This window comes from uncultured Planococcus sp. (assembly GCF_947501725.1).
In the GTDB taxonomy this organism is placed as follows: domain Bacteria; phylum Bacillota; class Bacilli; order Bacillales_A; family Planococcaceae; genus Planococcus; species Planococcus donghaensis_C.
Genome location: NZ_CANMXD010000017.1, coordinates 21,795 through 39,673, shown reverse-complemented (window position 1 = coordinate 39,673; position 17,879 = coordinate 21,795). Strand labels below are relative to the sequence as shown.

General features: G+C 44.1%; 18 protein-coding genes. 6 read left to right on the top strand and 12 right to left on the bottom strand.

What is annotated here, in order from left to right; all coding sequences use genetic code 11:
• Positions 1–247 precede the first annotated feature (247 nt).
• Complete coding sequence (locus Q0785_RS19225) at positions 248–1,003, top strand: exodeoxyribonuclease III (protein ID WP_298834092.1); 756 nt, start codon at positions 248–250, stop codon at positions 1,001–1,003.
• Between the two features lie 91 nt (positions 1,004–1,094).
• Here the strand turns inward: Q0785_RS19225 and Q0785_RS19220 are convergent, their stop codons facing one another.
• Positions 1,095–2,285, bottom strand: a complete 1,191-nt coding sequence (locus tag Q0785_RS19220) for a CDP-glycerol glycerophosphotransferase family protein (protein WP_298834089.1) — start codon at positions 2,283–2,285, stop codon at positions 1,095–1,097.
• Positions 2,286–2,456: 171 nt separating this feature from the next.
• Here Q0785_RS19220 and Q0785_RS19215 point away from each other — a divergent pair, with 171 nt between their 5' ends.
• Positions 2,457–4,076 (top strand): catalase, encoded by a 1,620-nt coding sequence (locus Q0785_RS19215; protein ID WP_298834085.1) that lies wholly within the window; start codon positions 2,457–2,459, stop codon positions 4,074–4,076.
• An 87-nt stretch (positions 4,077–4,163) separates the two neighbouring features.
• Here Q0785_RS19215 and Q0785_RS19210 read toward each other — a convergent pair whose 3' ends face one another.
• The 10 genes from Q0785_RS19210 to Q0785_RS19165 all read right to left on the bottom strand — a co-directional run bounded on the left by Q0785_RS19210 (position 4,164) and on the right by Q0785_RS19165 (position 12,328).
• Complete coding sequence (locus tag Q0785_RS19210) at positions 4,164–4,865, bottom strand: P-II family nitrogen regulator (RefSeq protein ID WP_298834082.1); 702 nt, start codon at positions 4,863–4,865, stop codon at positions 4,164–4,166.
• A complete protein-coding gene (locus Q0785_RS19205) occupies positions 4,855–5,592 on the bottom strand; it encodes a DUF1538 domain-containing protein (RefSeq protein WP_298834079.1) in 738 nt (245 codons plus the stop codon). Before Q0785_RS19205 ends, Q0785_RS19210 begins: the two co-directional genes overlap by 11 nt.
• Entirely contained in the window at positions 5,589–6,284 is a 696-nt protein-coding gene (locus tag Q0785_RS19200; RefSeq protein WP_298834076.1) for a DUF1538 domain-containing protein, read from the bottom strand. The genes Q0785_RS19205 and Q0785_RS19200 overlap by 4 nt, the downstream gene beginning before the upstream one ends.
• 287 nt (positions 6,285–6,571) lie before the next feature.
• Positions 6,572–6,922 carry a Na+/H+ antiporter subunit G gene (locus Q0785_RS19195; protein ID WP_298834071.1) on the bottom strand — a complete coding sequence of 117 codons (351 nt, stop codon included), beginning with the start codon at positions 6,920–6,922 and terminating at the stop codon, positions 6,572–6,574.
• Positions 6,900–7,184 (bottom strand): Na(+)/H(+) antiporter subunit F1, encoded by a 285-nt coding sequence (locus Q0785_RS19190; protein WP_191714880.1) that lies wholly within the window; start codon positions 7,182–7,184, stop codon positions 6,900–6,902. The genes Q0785_RS19195 and Q0785_RS19190 overlap by 23 nt, the downstream gene beginning before the upstream one ends.
• On the bottom strand, positions 7,181–7,666 hold the full coding sequence (locus Q0785_RS19185; protein WP_298834065.1) for a Na+/H+ antiporter subunit E: 486 nt from the start codon (positions 7,664–7,666) through the stop codon (positions 7,181–7,183). The genes Q0785_RS19190 and Q0785_RS19185 overlap by 4 nt, the downstream gene beginning before the upstream one ends.
• Before the next feature lie 31 nt (positions 7,667–7,697).
• Positions 7,698–9,182 carry a Na+/H+ antiporter subunit D gene (locus tag Q0785_RS19180; protein ID WP_298834125.1) on the bottom strand — a complete coding sequence of 495 codons (1,485 nt, stop codon included), beginning with the start codon at positions 9,180–9,182 and terminating at the stop codon, positions 7,698–7,700.
• Positions 9,175–9,513, bottom strand: coding sequence for a Na(+)/H(+) antiporter subunit C (locus Q0785_RS19175; RefSeq protein ID WP_298834063.1), 339 nt, complete (start codon positions 9,511–9,513; stop codon positions 9,175–9,177). The genes Q0785_RS19180 and Q0785_RS19175 overlap by 8 nt, the downstream gene beginning before the upstream one ends.
• A gap of 3 nt (positions 9,514–9,516) precedes the next feature.
• Positions 9,517–9,939 carry a Na(+)/H(+) antiporter subunit B gene (locus tag Q0785_RS19170; RefSeq protein ID WP_298834060.1) on the bottom strand — a complete coding sequence of 141 codons (423 nt, stop codon included), beginning with the start codon at positions 9,937–9,939 and terminating at the stop codon, positions 9,517–9,519.
• Positions 9,929–12,328, bottom strand: a complete 2,400-nt coding sequence (locus Q0785_RS19165; protein ID WP_298834057.1) for a Na+/H+ antiporter subunit A — start codon at positions 12,326–12,328, stop codon at positions 9,929–9,931. The genes Q0785_RS19170 and Q0785_RS19165 overlap by 11 nt, the downstream gene beginning before the upstream one ends.
• Before the next feature lie 319 nt (positions 12,329–12,647).
• Between Q0785_RS19165 and Q0785_RS19160 the strand changes: the two genes are divergently transcribed.
• Together Q0785_RS19160 and Q0785_RS19155 are read left to right on the top strand one after the other, a co-directional pair.
• Positions 12,648–13,337, top strand: a complete 690-nt coding sequence (locus tag Q0785_RS19160; protein ID WP_298834054.1) for a universal stress protein — start codon at positions 12,648–12,650, stop codon at positions 13,335–13,337.
• Positions 13,338–13,407: 70 nt separating this feature from the next.
• Entirely contained in the window at positions 13,408–14,049 is a 642-nt protein-coding gene (locus Q0785_RS19155) for a pentapeptide repeat-containing protein (protein WP_298834053.1), read from the top strand.
• Positions 14,050–14,498: 449 nt separating this feature from the next.
• Here Q0785_RS19155 and Q0785_RS19150 read toward each other — a convergent pair whose 3' ends face one another.
• Positions 14,499–15,995 carry a peptide MFS transporter gene (locus Q0785_RS19150; RefSeq protein ID WP_298834050.1) on the bottom strand — a complete coding sequence of 499 codons (1,497 nt, stop codon included), beginning with the start codon at positions 15,993–15,995 and terminating at the stop codon, positions 14,499–14,501.
• Positions 15,996–16,558: 563 nt separating this feature from the next.
• Here Q0785_RS19150 and Q0785_RS19145 point away from each other — a divergent pair.
• Positions 16,559–16,915, top strand: a complete 357-nt coding sequence (locus Q0785_RS19145) for a helix-turn-helix transcriptional regulator (RefSeq protein WP_223640906.1) — start codon at positions 16,559–16,561, stop codon at positions 16,913–16,915.
• A 174-nt stretch (positions 16,916–17,089) separates the two neighbouring features.
• A complete protein-coding gene (locus Q0785_RS19140) occupies positions 17,090–17,875 on the top strand; it encodes an SDR family oxidoreductase (protein WP_298834042.1) in 786 nt (261 codons plus the stop codon).
• The last annotated feature ends 4 nt before the right edge of the window (positions 17,876–17,879 follow it).

The following is a 17,879-nucleotide window of genomic DNA, read 5'->3' as shown; positions in this document are numbered from 1 at the left end:
TGCATTTATCCAGGATCCGCTTCTCTTTGTCAGATAACTTCATTGTACAAGAAGGCGTTTGAAAATGATGCAGAATGTTTTAAAAAATACAGAAATTTTACATTTTTAAACATATACAACTTTCTAAGCTGAAACAAATAAGACTTCCTGAATAAAGGTTCCTTTAATGGAGCAGGGCGTAGCTCATCTGTTGTGTTCTGGTCGGGGAGTGATTAAACTAGTTTATGAAAAGAAAGAAGGGTTATTTTTGAAACTAATTTCATGGAATGTCAACGGACTTCGAGCTGTGATGAAAAAAGGCTTCATGGATTTCTTTGCAGCAGCAGATGCTGATGTGTTTTGCCTGCAGGAAATTAAATTGCAGGAAGGCCAAATAGAGATGGATTTACCCGGCTACTATACATATTGGAATTATGCCCATAAAAAAGGTTATTCAGGTACAGCGATCTTTACGAAACAAAAACCTTTATCGATTCAATACGGTCTGGGATTGGAAGAACATGATACCGAGGGACGGCTGATTGCATTGGAGTTCGAAGGCCATTATGTGGTAACGGTCTATACCCCAAATTCACAGCACGGCTTACTTCGTTTGGACTATCGTCTACTCTGGGAAGATGCTATCTTATCGTTCGTGAAAAAGCTGGAAGCCCACAAACCTGTTATTTTATGTGGTGATTTGAATGTCGCCCATGAAGAAATCGACTTAAAGAATCCGAAGGCTAACAAGAAAAATTCAGGGTTCACGCCCGAGGAACGCGGAAAAATGACACAATTTTTGGCCAGCGGATTTGTGGATACCTTCCGTTATTTTCATCCGGAAAAAGCCGGTTTCTATTCCTGGTGGTCGTACCGTTCCAATTGCCGTGAAAAGAATGTCGGATGGAGAATCGATTATTTCCTCGCTTCCCAAAAGCTGCTGCCGTATTTGAGCAACGCAAAAATCCATGTGGATGTGTGGGGATCGGATCACTGTCCGGTTGAACTGCAGATAGAAGTATAAAAAAACACACTCAATTCGAGTGTGTTTTTAGCTTTATTAAGTTTCCTGAATAGTTTCACGTGAAACTATCACGTGAAACTATCAGGCAAGACTATCTTAGGTTCATGACCCGCTTCGTAAGGCGTTTACAGTTGTCTTGATCGAAGTAATCGATATAGTCAGTTGCCTTTGGATACCAAGCATTATATGTTATTTTTTCCTCGATAATTTTCTTGAGGTACTCATATACATGGTCGATTGAATTTGCTTTATAACCGTATAAATCCGTATCCATATTCAAGTAAGTCCCTCTTTTTTCCAAATACTCTTGCTGATCGAACATATAGAAAATAATGGGTTTATTCAGGTAAAGAAAATCCCAGGAGACACTCGTGATGTCCGTCAACAGCATATCGTTGTGATCGATTGAATATTCGATGGTTTCCTGATTGAAGTCCAGGAATCTGATGCCATGTTCATTATCTGTCAAACCGGTAAAATACTTTTCAAACTTTTTCATAAAAGGATGCAAGGCGATATTCAGTTTGAGATCGTGATCAGACAGCAGTTTTTGAATGCCTTCATGCTTCAATAAACCTACGGTGCTCTTAAAGTAAACACTGTCGATAAATTCTTCTTTCGTCAAGTCAAAAAGCCATTCGCGCCAGGTCATCATCATCAAAATATTTTTAACTTCCGTGGAAGGCTGATTCGGCGGATAACGATCGAAGCGTGGAAATCCGGTTATAATCAGCTTCTGCTCGGGGATTTTCCACTTATTGAGCTTTAGTTCATACTCGTATTGAGAGGCACAATTAAAGTAATCAGTACGCTTCAACAATGGAACATCTTCTTTTTGGATCAGGATTTTCTTGAATCCCTCAATGCCGTGGCTGACATGGGTAATGATGGTTTTCCGGTTAAGGAAAAGAAATTTATCGGCGGCTGGGACAATGTCATAAAGGAGAGAATGTCCATGGAACGTGTAGTCTGCACGGAAAAAAAGCAGATAATTTTTAAAGCTTCCAAGTGGAACTGCATTTTCGATTTTTTGCTTTTGAGCATAGGAAGTCTTTGGATCGTACATCCAATAGGCCGTCACTTGGTCTTTATGGTTATTCAACAAGTACTTATGGTAAACAGCAGCATTGTCTTCATATTTTTCACCAAGGTTCCCTCCCACTAAAGCGATTTTCTTTCCATTTTTTTTCTTCATGAAGAAGGAGAGGAGGTATGCGGCTGAAACTTTTGCAAATACCATCAAGGGATCCCATCTCCCTTTTTCTTTTAATTCTACACTCATTTAAAAGCCCTGCTTTCTACTAGTTGTCATTACTTTAGTTTTTCATATAACGCTGTCTTTGTCTATCTCCACTCATAAACTAATTTTTCAATTACTTGCTGATGGGGAGTTTATTTTCTTGAAAAGGTGGGAAAAGTATAAGGTGATAGCACATTGCAGAGGAGGATATTCATGAAAGAGAATAATGAAGAGAAAAAGAAAATGGGTACAGGCGAAAATGAAGAAACATTGACGAATCGTCAAGGCCATCCGATTAGAGACAATCAGAATATGCGAACTGTCGGCAACCGGGGCCCTGCAACACTTGAAAATTATCATTTCATTGAAAAAATCTCACATTTCGACCGTGAAGAGATTCCGGAACGGATTGTCCATGCGCGTGGCGCAGGTGCATTTGGTTATTTTGAAACTTATGGCAAAGTCGGCGACGAGCCGATAGAAAAATATACCCGCGCAAAAGTATTTTCAGGTGCAGGAAAACAGACACCGTTGATGGTGCGCTTTTCGACCGTGGCAGGATCAAGGCATTCGCCGGAAACCGATCGCGACCCTCGCGGATTTGCAGTTAAAATGTATACAGAAGACGGCAACTGGGACTTAGTCGGCAACAACCTTAAAATATTCTTTATCCGTGATGCGATGAAATTCCCGGATATGATTCATGCCTTTAAAACCGATCCAGCATCAAATGTCGCAGATCCACAGCGCATGTTCGACTTTGTTGCCCGCTCACCAGAAGCGACCCATATGATCACGTTCCTGTTTTCACCATGGGGTATTCCGGCAACTTATCGTCATATGCAGGGATCTGGAGTGAACACTTACAAATGGGTCAACGATAAAGGCGAAGCCGTATTGGTCAAATATCACTGGGAACCGAAGCAAGGCATCCGCAACCTGACGCAGAAAGAAGCTTCTGAGATCCAGGCTGAAAATGTCGGGCATGCAACGCAGGATCTTTATGAAGCGATTGAAAGCGGAGATTATCCGGAATGGGAATTGTTCGTCCAGATCATGAGCGACGATGAACATCCGGAATTGGATTTCGACCCGCTGGATGATACAAAATTATGGCCTCAGGATAAATTCCCATTCCTTCCGGTAGGGAAGATGGTATTGGACCGCAATCCGGTAGACTATCATGCTGAAATTGAGCAGTCAGCATTCGGAACAGGCGTCCTTGTCGACGGTCTTGATTTTTCTGACGACAAAATGCTGCAGGGACGCACATTCTCTTACTCTGATACGCAGCGTTACCGCGTTGGAGCCAATTACCTGAAGTTGCCGGTCAATGCTCCGAAGAAGCGTGTGGCAACCAATCAGCAGCGTGGAGCAATGGACGTAAAAAATCCTGACGAAAACCCTTCAAATCCGTCCATCAACTATGAACCATCTGTTCTTGGCGGCTATGCAGAAGCGGATTCAAACGAAACGCCGGCTCACGAACCGGCATATAACGCAAAAGTGGTATCAGCACCAATTGATCGCACCAATAACTATGGACAAGCAGGTGAGACTTACCGCAGCTTTGAAGATTGGGAGCGCGATGAGTTGATCAATAATCTTGGAGATGCATTATCAGTATGCGATTCTCGTATCCAGGAAGAAATGATCCATCACTTCACGCAGGCGGATGAAGATTACGGCCGCCGTGTCCGTGAGAATATGGAGCAAAAGATCAAAGCAAATGAAGAAATGAAAAAATCAGGGCCAAAAGTATATGGTCAACCTGCTGCCAATAAAGTAGCGCAAGGAGCGGCTGCAAAAGGCCATGAAGCTAAACCATATTAAGAACTTTAAAACACCGGCAAGCCTCCATGGCTTGCCGGTGTTTTTTTCGGTATTTATGTGTGACGTCCTGTTTATCCAACTTTCTTATCATTGGTCCAGGTTGCCAAGTGAAGAATGATTGACTCCAAAAACTTTTTCGACATCCAGGAGAAAGGCGATGCCTTTGCCCGGAGCATTCAAATCGACAGCCTGCTCGATGTACTTGACCACTTCTTCTGCATAGCTGCTTGGAACAAGCGTCAATACGACATCTTTCTCCGGATCGATTGTAAAATTCATGAACTTTTGCTGCTCATTAACTCCTGTCCCGCGTCCATTCAGGATTGTTCCGCCTTCAGCACCGGCTTTGGCAGCAGCTTTAACAACTGCTGCCGAGTCGCCTGAGTTCACAATCGTTACAATCAATTGAAAATCCTTCAATTCTGATTCCAATTCTGTCGCACCTCTCTTTCTTTTTCGGTCATCCATACGTTCGGATAAATGCGGCACGCCAAGCAATTTGCTTAAATGTACAGTGAAGCCCAAGCCATAGCCGGGCTTCCCTAATTTTCCGGCTTCCGAGACGGCTTCTGCTACAGCTTTTTCATTATCGCCATCCAATGCGAAAAAAATTACATCTTTTTCATGGGTAGCCGGTAGGCCTAAAAATGTCGGCTTTTCGTTTCTTCCGATGCCTTCGCCATAGATGATAGTCGCGCCATCAACCCCTGCATGTTTGGCTGCGGCAATTACTTCGCGTGAATGACCTCTTTTAACGATGGCAATCATCAACCTGTGATTAAGAATCATTGGTTTTTCCCCCACCTTTTTTAGTGAAAATTAGGCCCAGTATCAGTACTGCGATGATTGGAGTAAGTGCAACAAGCGCAATCATTCCAAATCCATCGGTCAGTGGATCGCTGCCTTCTATAGCTGTTGAAATCCCGACTGCGACAGCAACGACAAAAGTGACGGTCATTGGGCCGGTTGCCACTCCTCCGGAATCAAAGGCAATGCCAATGAAAGTCTGAGTTGAAAAAAATATAAGGATGAATGCGAGCAGGTAACCAGGGAGAATGAAGTACCATAATGACCAGTCAGTTAAAATTCTCAGCATGGACAAAGAGATGGAAACGCCGACTCCCGTAGACAAAGTATAGAGCATCATTTTCCGGGAAATATATCCGCCGGTTTCCTGGTCGACTTCTTCCGTCATAATACTGACTGCGGGTTCAGCAAAAGTAGCAGCAAATCCAATAATGAAACCGATTGGAATCAACAGCCATTTGTTATCCCAGCTTCCCATAGTTTCTCCCATCATTGTTCCGACAGGCATAAAGCCGACATGGACACCTTGAAGAAAAAAGGAAAGACCGAAAAAGGTCAAAATAAATCCTTGCCCCACCTGCAGCACACGCTGCATAGGCAGCTTAAGCATGAAAATCTGAAATGCGGCGAAGAAAACCAGAAGCGGAAGCAGCGCTAAGCTGACTTCCAGCATCACTGTTTGAAATCCCTCGAAAACGTGAATATTCACTTGAATAACACCCCCAAAACCATAACTGCCAGAATGGGTCCAATGGACGCCAGGCCGATTAAACCGAATTTTTCACCGGAACTGTCATCCTCTGACCTCAGTACAGAGGCTACACCAATGCCGAGCGCTAATATGAATGGAACTGCCATCGGCCCAGTGGTAACGCCTCCTGAGTCAAAGGAGATGGAAATGAAAGCTTCGGGGACAAAGAAAGACAGCAGAAAGACTAAAGCGTAACCGCCGATGAGTAAATAATGAAGGGGGATTCTAAAGATGGTGCGGATCATGGCCAATGCCACGAAGATAGCCAAACCAAGGGAGACGGACAGGATAAGAATCGCTGCACTGACAGTGCCTTCAGACACCTCTTCAATTTGTTTGGCCAAAACACGGACATCGGGCTCAGCAACCGTAACTGCGATGCCCAGCAAAAATCCGGTTGCAATAATGAATCCGGCACTTTTTGTGCTGGGCAGCCTTCTGCCGATCATTTCGCCGATAGGCAAAAGCCCTGCATTGACACCGATAAGAAAGAGGAAAAAGCCAATACTGACAAAAAGAACGCCGATAAGAAACTGGATCACTGCTTCAAAAGGCATCCTGATAAAAACTACCTGCAGAATGATGACGACTAGAGTGACTGGAAGGATGGCAGCGGCAACTTCTTTAAAAGTGTCTCTTACATTTTCCATCGAGGGTTCGTCCTCATTTCTATTTTTTATTCCTATTCCCTGCGGAGGCATTCATAAACTTTTGATTTATCCCGCTTTAACGGGCAGTAAGACTCCCGCTTCTATAAGCGGGAGTCCACTGACCGTAAAAGTCCGATTGGATGGACTAACAATCAGTGGGGGATGAAGAAACCCCCCCACTGATTGAAGTTTCTCTTTATTAGCAAAAAAAGAGCATTGCCGCACTCGGTGGAGTGGCAATGCTCTTTCATTCCCCTTGGCCGTTAAAGCGGGGTAAAAGTTTCTCTTTATTTCTTAAATAATTCTTCCAATGCATCCTCTGTAGAAGAGTCAGCCAATTTAACATTTGAACGGTAAGCAGCCCTTGTAATCAGATGGCCTGAAACAGGAGCTGTTAAAAAGACAAACGTTATACCCAATAAAAGCCTGACGCTGATGAAGTTTTCGGACGCCCAGAAATAGATGAAGGTACCCAATAAGGACAGCAGAACTGCCAGTGTGGAGCTTTTGGTGGCGGCGTGCGAACGCGTATAGACATCCGGCAGACGGAGAATCCCGATGGCGCTGATCACAGCCATGACGCTTCCGATCAAAATGAGGAAAACACCGAAATATTCACCGATCATGTTTATGCTCAACGATATCTCCCCTTTCAACAAAACGGGCTAAAGCAAGCGTGCTGATAAATGCCAGAATACCGACAATCAGGATGACTTCGAGAAATGCATGCGTATTGAGAACAACTGAAAATACGGCTACTCCTGAAATCAAATTAACACCGATCATATCCAGCGCGACTACGCGGTCCGGCATCGATGGTCCGCGGATAATCCGATAAAGGGCCAGAATGATGGCCAGGATGAATAGGGATAAGGCGATCGTCAGTATCGTATTGATCAATTTCTCGTCACCTCCATAATCGCTTTTTCAAAAACCTTGATGGATTTCAGTATAGAATCGCGTGAAGTCTCTACATCCATTGCGTGGATATAGAAAATCTTGCCGTCGGGTGATACTTCCATTACCACAGAACCCGGCGTCAAGGTCAGCAGGAGAGCCAGTGTAGTCAATTCATAATCGCCTTCCATACTATGTTCATAGGTGAAGATTCCAGGTTTTATCTTCAGCTTTGGGCTCAAGATCTGTTTCATGATCAGCACACTGGATTGGGAAAGCTCTGAAATGAAAATAAACAGCAGTTTAATGGTGGAGAAGACACGCAATAAGTAGAATTTTTTCCCGAAAAAGCGGTGCATGAGAAAAAGGATTCCGATGCCAATCAAATAGCCGGTTATAAAAGTCGTGATATAAAAAGCGTCTTCATCCATGAGCAACGTCCACAGCAAAGCAATGGTGGTATTCAACAGGAACTGCGCCGGCACTTTAATTCACTCCTTTCAATGGTAAGTGGACTTATTGGATTTTACCTAATACGGCATCGATGTAAATGCCGGGATTCAATAATGTTTCAGCAGCATCCGTGACATAAGGCGACATGCCTTCAGTGCCCAAACCGATGCCGATGGTCAGGAATACCAATGCCAGACAAGGCATCAACACGCCTCTTTGCAAAGGCAGCTGTTCTTCTTTGCTGACAATGGTTTCTCCCCAGAAGCAATTTTTAAAGACACGAAGCAATGAATAGAGCACAAAAATACTTGATAGGAGTGCCAGTGCCAGGAGTACATAAGAACCGCTGTCGATTGCTGCACTAGAAATCAGGACTTTTCCAATAAAACCGCTGAGCGGAGGAATGCCGGCAAGTGACAGCATAGTGATGAAGAAAGACCAGCCAAGCAACGGATAGTTCTTCATGAGACCGCTCATGCCTGCCATTTTCGATGTGCCGCTCAGTGTAATCATTGTACCAACCAGCAGGAACAGCAAAGCTTTGGCGACCATATCATGGATCAAATAGTAAATGGCCCCTTCCACAGCTGCTGGAGTGGCGATGGCCAGCCCAACGAGTATAAAACCGACGGCAATTACAACGTTATAAGCTGCAATAGTGCGGATATCGTTAAAGGCGATGGCTCCCAGACTGCCCCCGATCAAGGTGAGGGCTGCCATGATGCCGATAATGGTGTGCGTAATTTCCGGCTGATGGTGAAAAATCAGTGAAAAGACACGGAAAAGGGCGTAAATGCCGACCTTCGTCAATAATGCGCCAAAAAGGGCAGACGTGACAATGGGCGGCGAACTATAGGAACCCGGAAGCCAGAAGTAAAGAAGCAAACCTGCCTTCAAGCTGAAAACAACCAAAAAGACGATACTGATGGTGGTCAAAAGAGGGGTTTGGCCCACCTCTGCAACCCGTTCAGCCACATGCGCCATATTCAATGTGCCCACGGATCCATACAGGAAAGCCAAGGCCACCAGGAAGAACCAGGAAGAAACGATATTGATGGACACATACTTGATGGCTTCGCGCAACTGGCGTTTGGAATTTCCCAAAGTCAGCAATACATAGGATGACAACAGCATCACTTCGAAACAAACAAATAAATTAAACAAATCACCAGTTAAAAATGAACCATTGACGCCGGCTACAAGAAATAACACAGTAGGATAGAAATACATGGTCTGCAATTCTTTACTGGTGGAAATCAGTGCATAGCTTAGGCAGATGACGGTTACGATGCTGGTCGTCAGAACGAGCAGCAGTGAAAAGGAATCAGCGACGAACAAAATGCCGAAAGGCGGTTCCCATCCGCCAAAATCCAAACGAATAATTCCGTCGGTTTGAACCAGCTGCAAAAGATAAAGCGAAATGCCTGAAGTTATTGCCATGGCAGCAATGCTGATCCAAGCTTGGATACGGCCATAAGTGCGGAGGAAAATCAATAGTACACCGACTATAATCGGAAGTAGCATAGGAAAGACCAGGATATTATTCATCATCAGAACCTCTCATAGCTCCCAGATTATCCGTTCCCAGCTCTTGATAAGCGCGATAGGCCAGTACGAGAATAAAGGCGGTTACAGCAAAACTGATGACGATTGCTGTTAAAATCAATGCCTGTGGCAATGCATCCACGTAAGTTTCGGCTTCTTCGCCAAGCAGAGGGACGGTGCCCAGTTTCAAGCCGCCCATCGACAGGATCAGCAGATGGACTGCATGTGACAAAATAGCAGTCCCCAATATGACACGTATTACATTTTTGGATAAAACAAGATAGATGGCGACCGTGGTAAGGACGCCGACCAAAACGATGATCAATGATTCCACAGGCTACTCATCCTCACTTATACTAAGAATAATATTCACGACAACGCCGATGACGGTCAGGGCGATGCCGGCTTCGAATATGGTGACAGTGGCAAGTTCGGTTTTGCCGAAAATCGGCAAATCGAAGTAGCCGAAACTCTGGCTCAAAAATGTCCCGCCAAAAAACATGGGAGCTATTCCGCTCACCATGGCCAATAATACGCCAAGTGCGGACAGTTTCTTGAAATCAATAGGCAGTGCCTCACTGACAGTTTCCGAATCATAGGATAAAAACATCAGCACGAATGCTGAAGCAATCACCAATCCGCCGATAAATCCTCCCCCCGGCTGATTGTGGCCGGAAAGAAACAGGTAAATGCCGAAAGTTAAAATAATCAAAACGACAGCTTTCGATACAGTTTTTAAAATCACATCATTAATGTTCATCTTTTCCCGACCCCTTCCCAATCTTTAAGCGGATCAATGTATAGACGCCAAGTCCGGCAATGAACAGAACAAGTGATTCCAACATGGTATCGAAGGCGCGGAAATCCCCCAAAATCGCATTGACGATATTATCTCCTCCTGCAAGTTCATAGGAATTCTCGAAATAACCTGAAATGCTGTCAAATAATTTTCCGCTATTGACGGTCAGTCCGATTAACGTAACTGTGACTCCGGCGCCAATTGCAATAACGCCATTCCGAATTTTTATCCGTTTTGTAGAATCTTCTTTTTTCCATTCTGGCAAAAAGTTAAAGCACAGCAGGAATAAGGCGGTGGTCACCGTTTCGATAACCAATTGAGTCAATGCCAGATCCGGTGCGCGGAACAGAACAAAGAAAATGGCGATGGAGAAGCCCAATACTCCATTCAGTAAAATTGCTGTAAGTCGGGACTTGGCGAATGGGATGCCTATAGCTGCGATTGCCATTGCTCCTACCAGCATGCCCTCATAAATGCTGATTGGTGAATCAGCCGACAGGTCTATGGATAACGCGCCGGTAAAAATTAGGGCGCCGCCAGATGCCACGATAAAGAAAATAAAGATATAGGCAAAGTAAGCTGGAAGGTGTCCAGTCATATAATGAGTAGTAATCCAATTGGCTGTTCTTTTCAAATCCTTCAGGAAAGAATTATAAAGTGCAGTAAAAGTCCATCCTGCTGGCTGCAGGAGAAAGATTTTGTACCAGCTGCGGAAGGTGAGGAAGAGAAGCGTTCCAACCACGATAATTCCTAAAGTCATAAATAATTCGGTGTTAAAGCCATGCCATGCGTAAATCTCGGGTGCGGCTCCAGTAATGCCAGGAATAACGCCATTCAAGGCTGGTCTCAGCAAATGGTCACCCAGCAGATTAGGAACAAAAAATAGGCCGATGATTAACACGCAAAGGACGGCTGGTGAGATGAGCATGCCTATTGAAGGTTCTACCGGTTTCCTGTCGAGCTTCTTTAGCGGAGGTTTTCCAAAGAAAGTGCGGAACACAATAATCATGCAGTAGACGAAAGTGAAGACGGAAGCGATCCAGGCAATGACCGGAATCAGCAAGCCCCAGCCCGAAGCGCCAAAAATAGGGAGGCCGGCTGCATTGACAGAGGCCGTGAAAAACATTTCCTTGCTCAGGAAGCCATTGAAGAACGGCAAGCCAGCCATGGAGAAGCTGCCGATAACAGCGAATGTAAAGGTAATGGGCATGAATGCCATCAGGCCGCCCAAACGGCGGATATCCCGTGTTCCGACCTGGTGATCGACGATGCCGACCACCATGAAAAGTGCTCCTTTAAATGTCGAATGGTTGACCATGTGGAACAAAGCGGCAAATATGGCTAAGCCATATAACGCCCCTTGTTCGCCATCGCCGAAATGAAGGGCTGCTGAGCCAAGACCGAACAGGCTCATGATCAGGCCAAGCTGGCTGATGGTCGAATAGGCAAGCAAAGCTTTCAGGTCGGTCTGGCGGACGGCGCAGAATGCTCCCCAGAATAAGGTGACGAGTCCGACAATCGTGACTGTCCAGAACCATTCGGCAGTTCCGCCGAAAATTGGAGTAAAGCGGGCGACAAGATAGATCCCTGCTTTAACCATGGTGGCAGAATGCAGGTAGGCACTGACAGGTGTCGGTGCTTCCATCGCATCCGGCAGCCAGATATGGAAAGGAAATTGTGCCGATTTGGTAAAAGCGCCGAGCAACACCAGGAACATCGCCGGATAAAACAGCGTATGGTCTGTATATTGGCCGATGACAGCTGCAGTTTCCCGGATGCTGAAAGTGCCTGTCATAGAATACAGCATCAAAAATCCAGCCAGCATTCCCAATCCACCGAACACGGTAATCAATAAAGACTTTTGTGCACCATAGCGGGAATTTTTGCGATGATACCAGAAGGCGATCAGCAGGAAGGAAGAAATACTGGTCAATTCCCAGAAGACGTACAACACAAGGAGATTATCAGATAGGACCACACCGAGCATAGCGCCCATGAACAGCAGCAGGTAGGCGTAAAAATGCGGGAAAGAATCGGATGGTGATAAATAGTAGATGGAATAGAGAACTACTAAGCTCCCCATACCCGTAATCAGCAAAGCCATGATCAAACTGAGGCCATCAAGGTAAGCTGTAAAGTTAATGCCTATCGAAGGGATCCAATTGACTGTCTGAATCAGGGTGTCGCCATTGGAGATAACGGGGATTTGTACAGCAAAAATCGCAAACAGTACGAGTGGGACGAGCAGTACCAGCCAACCGATATGCAGGGCTCCTATCCGGTTATGTATGAGTGGAATCAGGGCGGCAGCGATAAAAGGAATCAAAATGGCTAAAATCAATAAATACACAGCAGAACCTCCTTTATTGGAATAGAAAAGCAAGTGTGAATGGAAAAATCACAGAGCGGGTATATAATGAGGGTAAAAGGTTTCGCTTTTCCTACAATATGATATGATAAGGGCTCATAAAGCAGCCAATATAAATTATACAGGAAAACCATGGCTTTTTCATTGACCAGCCTACGCTGACGTGAAAATTCTCATGGGCTCTTTCTGAACAGGAAATCTGAAAGTGTTTAAAACCCTTGATTTTCTGTAAAAGAAGAAGTATAATTTCATAGTTTTGAATGTCAGGATATGAATTATATTCCCAGGGGGGTGAACATAAATGAAGAAAATCAGAGGACGAATGGATGAAAGCATCCTGGTATGTGTTTTTTACGGACCGAATGGTGAACGTTTGATCAACCGGGGTAATAGACTTGCCACCATGCTGGATTGCCCATTGTACATTTTAACGGTGGATCCGACATCCGTTGACGAATTTGACGCTGAAAAAGCATCTTATATTGAGCGATGGAGAGAGTTGGCTGAAGAATACGAAGCTGAAGAGTTTATTGTTCGTGATAAAGAAAAGCGCCCCTCTGCAAAAGTGATTGCAGAAGTGGCGCACGAATTTAATATTACGCAAATTGTCATAGGGCAGACCGCGAGAAGCAGATGGGAAGAAATTACGAAAGGTTCATTTCTGAATATGCTGCTTCGTGAAATTCCGTTTGTTGATCTTCATGTCGTCTCATTGGCTCGTACAGTGAAGGGCGTTGAAGGGGACGAATTTGAAAAAGGTGTACGCTGTTACTTGGTAAAAGATGGAGACAGCTACAAAATCAATTTCACCCAATCGAAAAACTGTCAGCTTGAAGGGATTTTCTTTAAGGAAATCGGTACCGATTTCGATAATGGTATCTTTAAGTTCATGCATGACAATAAATTGTATCAAGCGGAAGTGACAGAAGACCGCATTGACTTGCCGGAAATCATTGACAAATGCCTGGAAAAAGAATTAGTGAAAAAATAAATAACAACATAAAAGACCGCTTCGCTATCGAAGCGGTCTTTTGTTTACCCAAGAGGAGAGATAAGGAGTCATGAAGAAAACCAAAAGATTGGTACCGCTTATCCCATCGGAACTGGAAACCCGCTCGTTTACAGCAGCCGTAGATGATTATTACATAAGCAATTGCAGGATTTCGCAGGAAACTATAGATTTCATTGCTGAAGAAGCACTTCATATCGACAATGTGGTCTTTGAAAACGTTAACTTCCTGGAGACCAGTTGGCCCCGCTCTGAATTTGTTGATGTCGTTTTTTTGAATTGTGATTTATCGAATGCGGATTTGAGCCGCGCCGTCTTTCACCGCACGGAATTCCGAAACTCGAAACTAGTGGGAACCAATTTTGCTGAAGCAGGAATTCGCCATACACTTTTTGAGGAATGCATCTTAAATTACACCACATTTGGTTTTTCTTTATGTAATACTGTGAGTTTCGTCTCTTCTTCTATGCGCTTTGCAGACTTTTACCAAATGGAGTTGAAGACCAGTGAATTCCATCTGTGCGATATGAATGAGATCAATTTCACTGAAACCAGCTTAAAAGGCATCGATTTAAGTACAAATACCTTCGACAGCATTCAAGTGTCGATTGAGAAACTGCAGGGATGCAAGGTATCTCCGGAGCAGGCTATAGCTTTTGCCCGGCAGATGGGAATGATTGTAGAAAATAACTAATATTATAGAAGGAACACGAAAAAATGCCCGACAGTTTTGAGCTGTCGGGCATTTTTTTAGGTGATATTGTCTCTTTTGTTTTCTTTTTTTTCTTCAGCGCTTGTCGAGGCTAAACGGCTGCTTGCGCTTTTCTTTGTCCAGCTCCAGCAGCCAACCTCTCGAGTCGCTTCAGCCTTACCAGCAATGGCAAAGAACGCCATTACCGGTAAGGCTTCCAGCGCTTGTCGAGGCTAAACGGCTGCTTGCGCTTTTCTTTGTCCAGTTGCAAGTGCCTAGCTCTTCGGGTCATAAGTCAACCCAGCGACGTGGCAAAAAGCGCCACTCTGCTGGTCTGCCTAAAACCTTATTGCTCCTGCAGCACTTCGTGCTTCGTCGCAAAGAGATGGCTCAAAGATAGTTTGAGCCATCTCTTGCCTGTCAGAGCTGAACAGGCACTTTCACTTTTCTTGTTACCGGACACCCTTCATGAAGCCCTGGATGCGTGGGGCGAAGATGAACAATAGGATACTGAGGACGATCGAAGCGCCCCCGATGATTCCGAAGTACATCATTTCGTTTTCCACTGTATAGAATTTGACCAATTGTGCGTTGATTGCCTGAGCTGCTGCGTTGGATAGGAACCACAGGCTCATCGTTTGAGCAGAAAAAGCGGCAGGTGCCAATTTGGTTGTTGCTGATAGTCCCACCGGAGACAGGCAGAGTTCGCCGAGTACAACGATGAAATAACTAAGGACAAGCCAAAGTGGATTGACTAATGCTGCTGGTCCTCCGAAGTAAGCTGGCAATAGGATGACCAGGAAGGACAATCCGGCAAACAACAGGCCAAGTGAGAATTTTTGTGGAATAGACGGTTGTCTGCTTCCAAGTTTAACCCATAGCCAAGCAAAGACCGGGGCCAACATGATGATGAACAACGGATTCAAAGATTGGAACCAGGCAGGGGAAATCGAAATCCCTGCAAATTCAAGATCCGTGCGTGTATCCGCGTATGCCGCAAGGATGGTTGATCCCTGTTCCTGGATTGCCCAGAACATGACGGATGCGATAAACAATGGAATGTATGCCAGCAGATGTGAACGTTCCACTTCTGTTGTTTTTTTGCTGCGGTACATAACTGTGAAATAAGCGACAGGAATCAAAATGCCGAAAATACCGACAAGTGCAACAAAACTGTCGAACGTCAGCAGGCCAGTCGGAATTCCGATGGCGACAGCTGCTGCAATAACTACGGCAGCAATTGTGAAGATTTTGATCGTCGTTTTACGCTCTGAAGGCAATAATGGATTTGGCACAACCGTTCCTGCCAGTCCAAGATTTTTCTTTTTTGTTGCAATGAAGATCACCAGACCGAGGAACATGCCGACAGCTGCAATACTGAAGCCTAAATGGAAATTGATCTTCATACCGACAGTACCGACAAGCAAAGGAGCAAGGAAACCTCCCATGTTAATACCCATATAGAAGATACTGAATCCGGCATCGCGGCGATCGTCATTATCTGCGTAAATCTCGCCTACAACACTGGATACATTCGGTTTCAATAAACCGGTACCGAGAACGATCAACACCATGGATACGAAAAATAAAGCAAGGTTACCTGGAATCGCTAATGCGATATGTCCAAGCATGATGAGAATCCCACCATAAAAGACAGCTTTTGATGTACCGAATATCCGGTCAGCCAGCCAACCGCCGATGATTCCGGACATATAAACGAGTGATCCATAAATGGACATGATGGATAAAGCAGTCGTTTGATCAAGTCCCAGACCGCCGTCGGAAATTTCGTAGTACATATAAAAAACCAGGATGGCTCTCATCCCATAATAGGAGAACCGTTCCCAGAATTCTGTAAAGAATAACGTAAAAAGCCCTTTTGGATGGCCAAAAAAGCCTTTTTGAGGAACACTTTTAACAATCTCTTGCCGAGAATACTTTTCAGACATTACACTAACCTCCATTTGTTTATTCTAACATAATACTTTTTTTAGTTAAAAAAATCAAAATAAATTTCATAAGTAGGTGAATAGGTGTTATTTTGGTTTATCTTAAGAGATTTCAATCTAATTTAAAGTGAATATACTTTATTAGAATAGTTATTAAATTCAAATTAGTGCTATTTATTAATTTTATCCAAACTTTATGAGGCATCTTTTGATCGACAAGAGAATGATCTAGGGAGATGCGGCATTTGGAAACTTTAGCTTAAATTTTACTGGAGGGTTCTTGAAGACCCAGTGAAGGGATTCAATTAAATTTAATAGGTGATATGGCATTTAAAGGTAATTGAACTATGAAGTGTCTATTTACCTGTCAATTTAAACAACTTTGAAATTGGTAAATTAAGTAACTATAAAAACCTAGTTATTTACCATATTTAGTAATCTTTAGTTAGTGTTCACTAATTATTCACACTTTTTTAAAGAATTATCCAAAAAAGATTGTGAAAAAGCGCAAGGTGCAGTATATTTAAAATAGTTAGAAAATTATTTAGGGAGCAGGAGTATAAATGAAACAGTTGAGCAAACGCATCAAGGACTTAAGAGAAGCAAAAGGACTATCTACTGAAGAGTTGGCAGAAGCAATCGGCTTTGCGAAAAGCACGGTTTGGGCTTATGAAAGTGGAAAGAAACAAGTGTCTGTAGTGCATCTCGAAAGGCTTGCCGATTATTTTGAGATATCAGTCGACAGTTTGTTGGATCGCAACGAACGGACAATCAATGTGGATCTTCAAAATACCAGTTTTTTAAATGATTACAATCTCATGTTGGATGACCAGCCGTTGAATCAGAACGAACTTGCTGAAGCTGCATCTTTTATTCAAGTTAAACGCCGTATGGGTAGTTACGGTGTCGCATCGAACTGACTTTCCATAAGCCCGCTTAAAATGCTCATTCCTTTTCAAGGGAGTGGGCATTTTTTGTGTCATGAAGTCCATAGAAACTCAGATAAGTATCCAAGGCTCCAATAAGTCCTGTTTATTTTATGCTTCTCGGGGAAGACATAAAGTATAAAAAAGGAATACAGGAGGCTGGATTAATTGAGTAAAACAATTTTCATTACAGGAGCCGGCAGCGGATTGGCAAAAGGAACAGTATTCGGACTTGCAGAACAAGGACATAAGGTCATAGCGCCAGTGGAAACCGCTCCGCAGGTGACGGCATTACGTGAAGAGGCTGCTGCAAAAGGTCTGGAATTGGATGTCTTCAAAATGGATATCAAAAATCCACAGGATCTGGCACAGATGCTCGAATACGATTTTGATATCTTCGTCGCTAATGCGGCGGTAAATGAAGGTGGACCGCTTTCAGAAGTGCCGATGTCGAATTTCAGGGAGTTATTCGAGGTGAATGTCTTCAGTACGTTGGAAACTGCACAGGTTGCTGCACGTAAGTTTGTGGATAAAGGGAAAGGCAAAATTATTTTCATGTCTTCAATGGCGGGGATAATGGCGACGCCTTACGTGGGGCCGTATACGGCGACCAAGCATGCAATCGAAGCGATAGCGACGACGATGCAGAAAGAGTTGGAAGGTCACGGAGTACAAGTGGCGACCATCAATCCAGGTGCCTTTGCGACAGGCTTCAATGACCGCAGTGCGGAAGCGAAATGGAAATGGTATGACGAGGCCATACATTTCACGCGGAAAGAAGACATGGAAGAGGCGGATAAAGCGTTAAAAAATCAATACGATCCCGCAGAGATGATTGCGAAGATGGTGGAAGTCATCCCGCTGGATACACATAAGTTCCGCACTGCTTTCCCTGAAGAGACAGAAAAGCAGATGAAGGAAGAAGAAGCGAAACGATGGGAAATGGAAATTTGAAGGG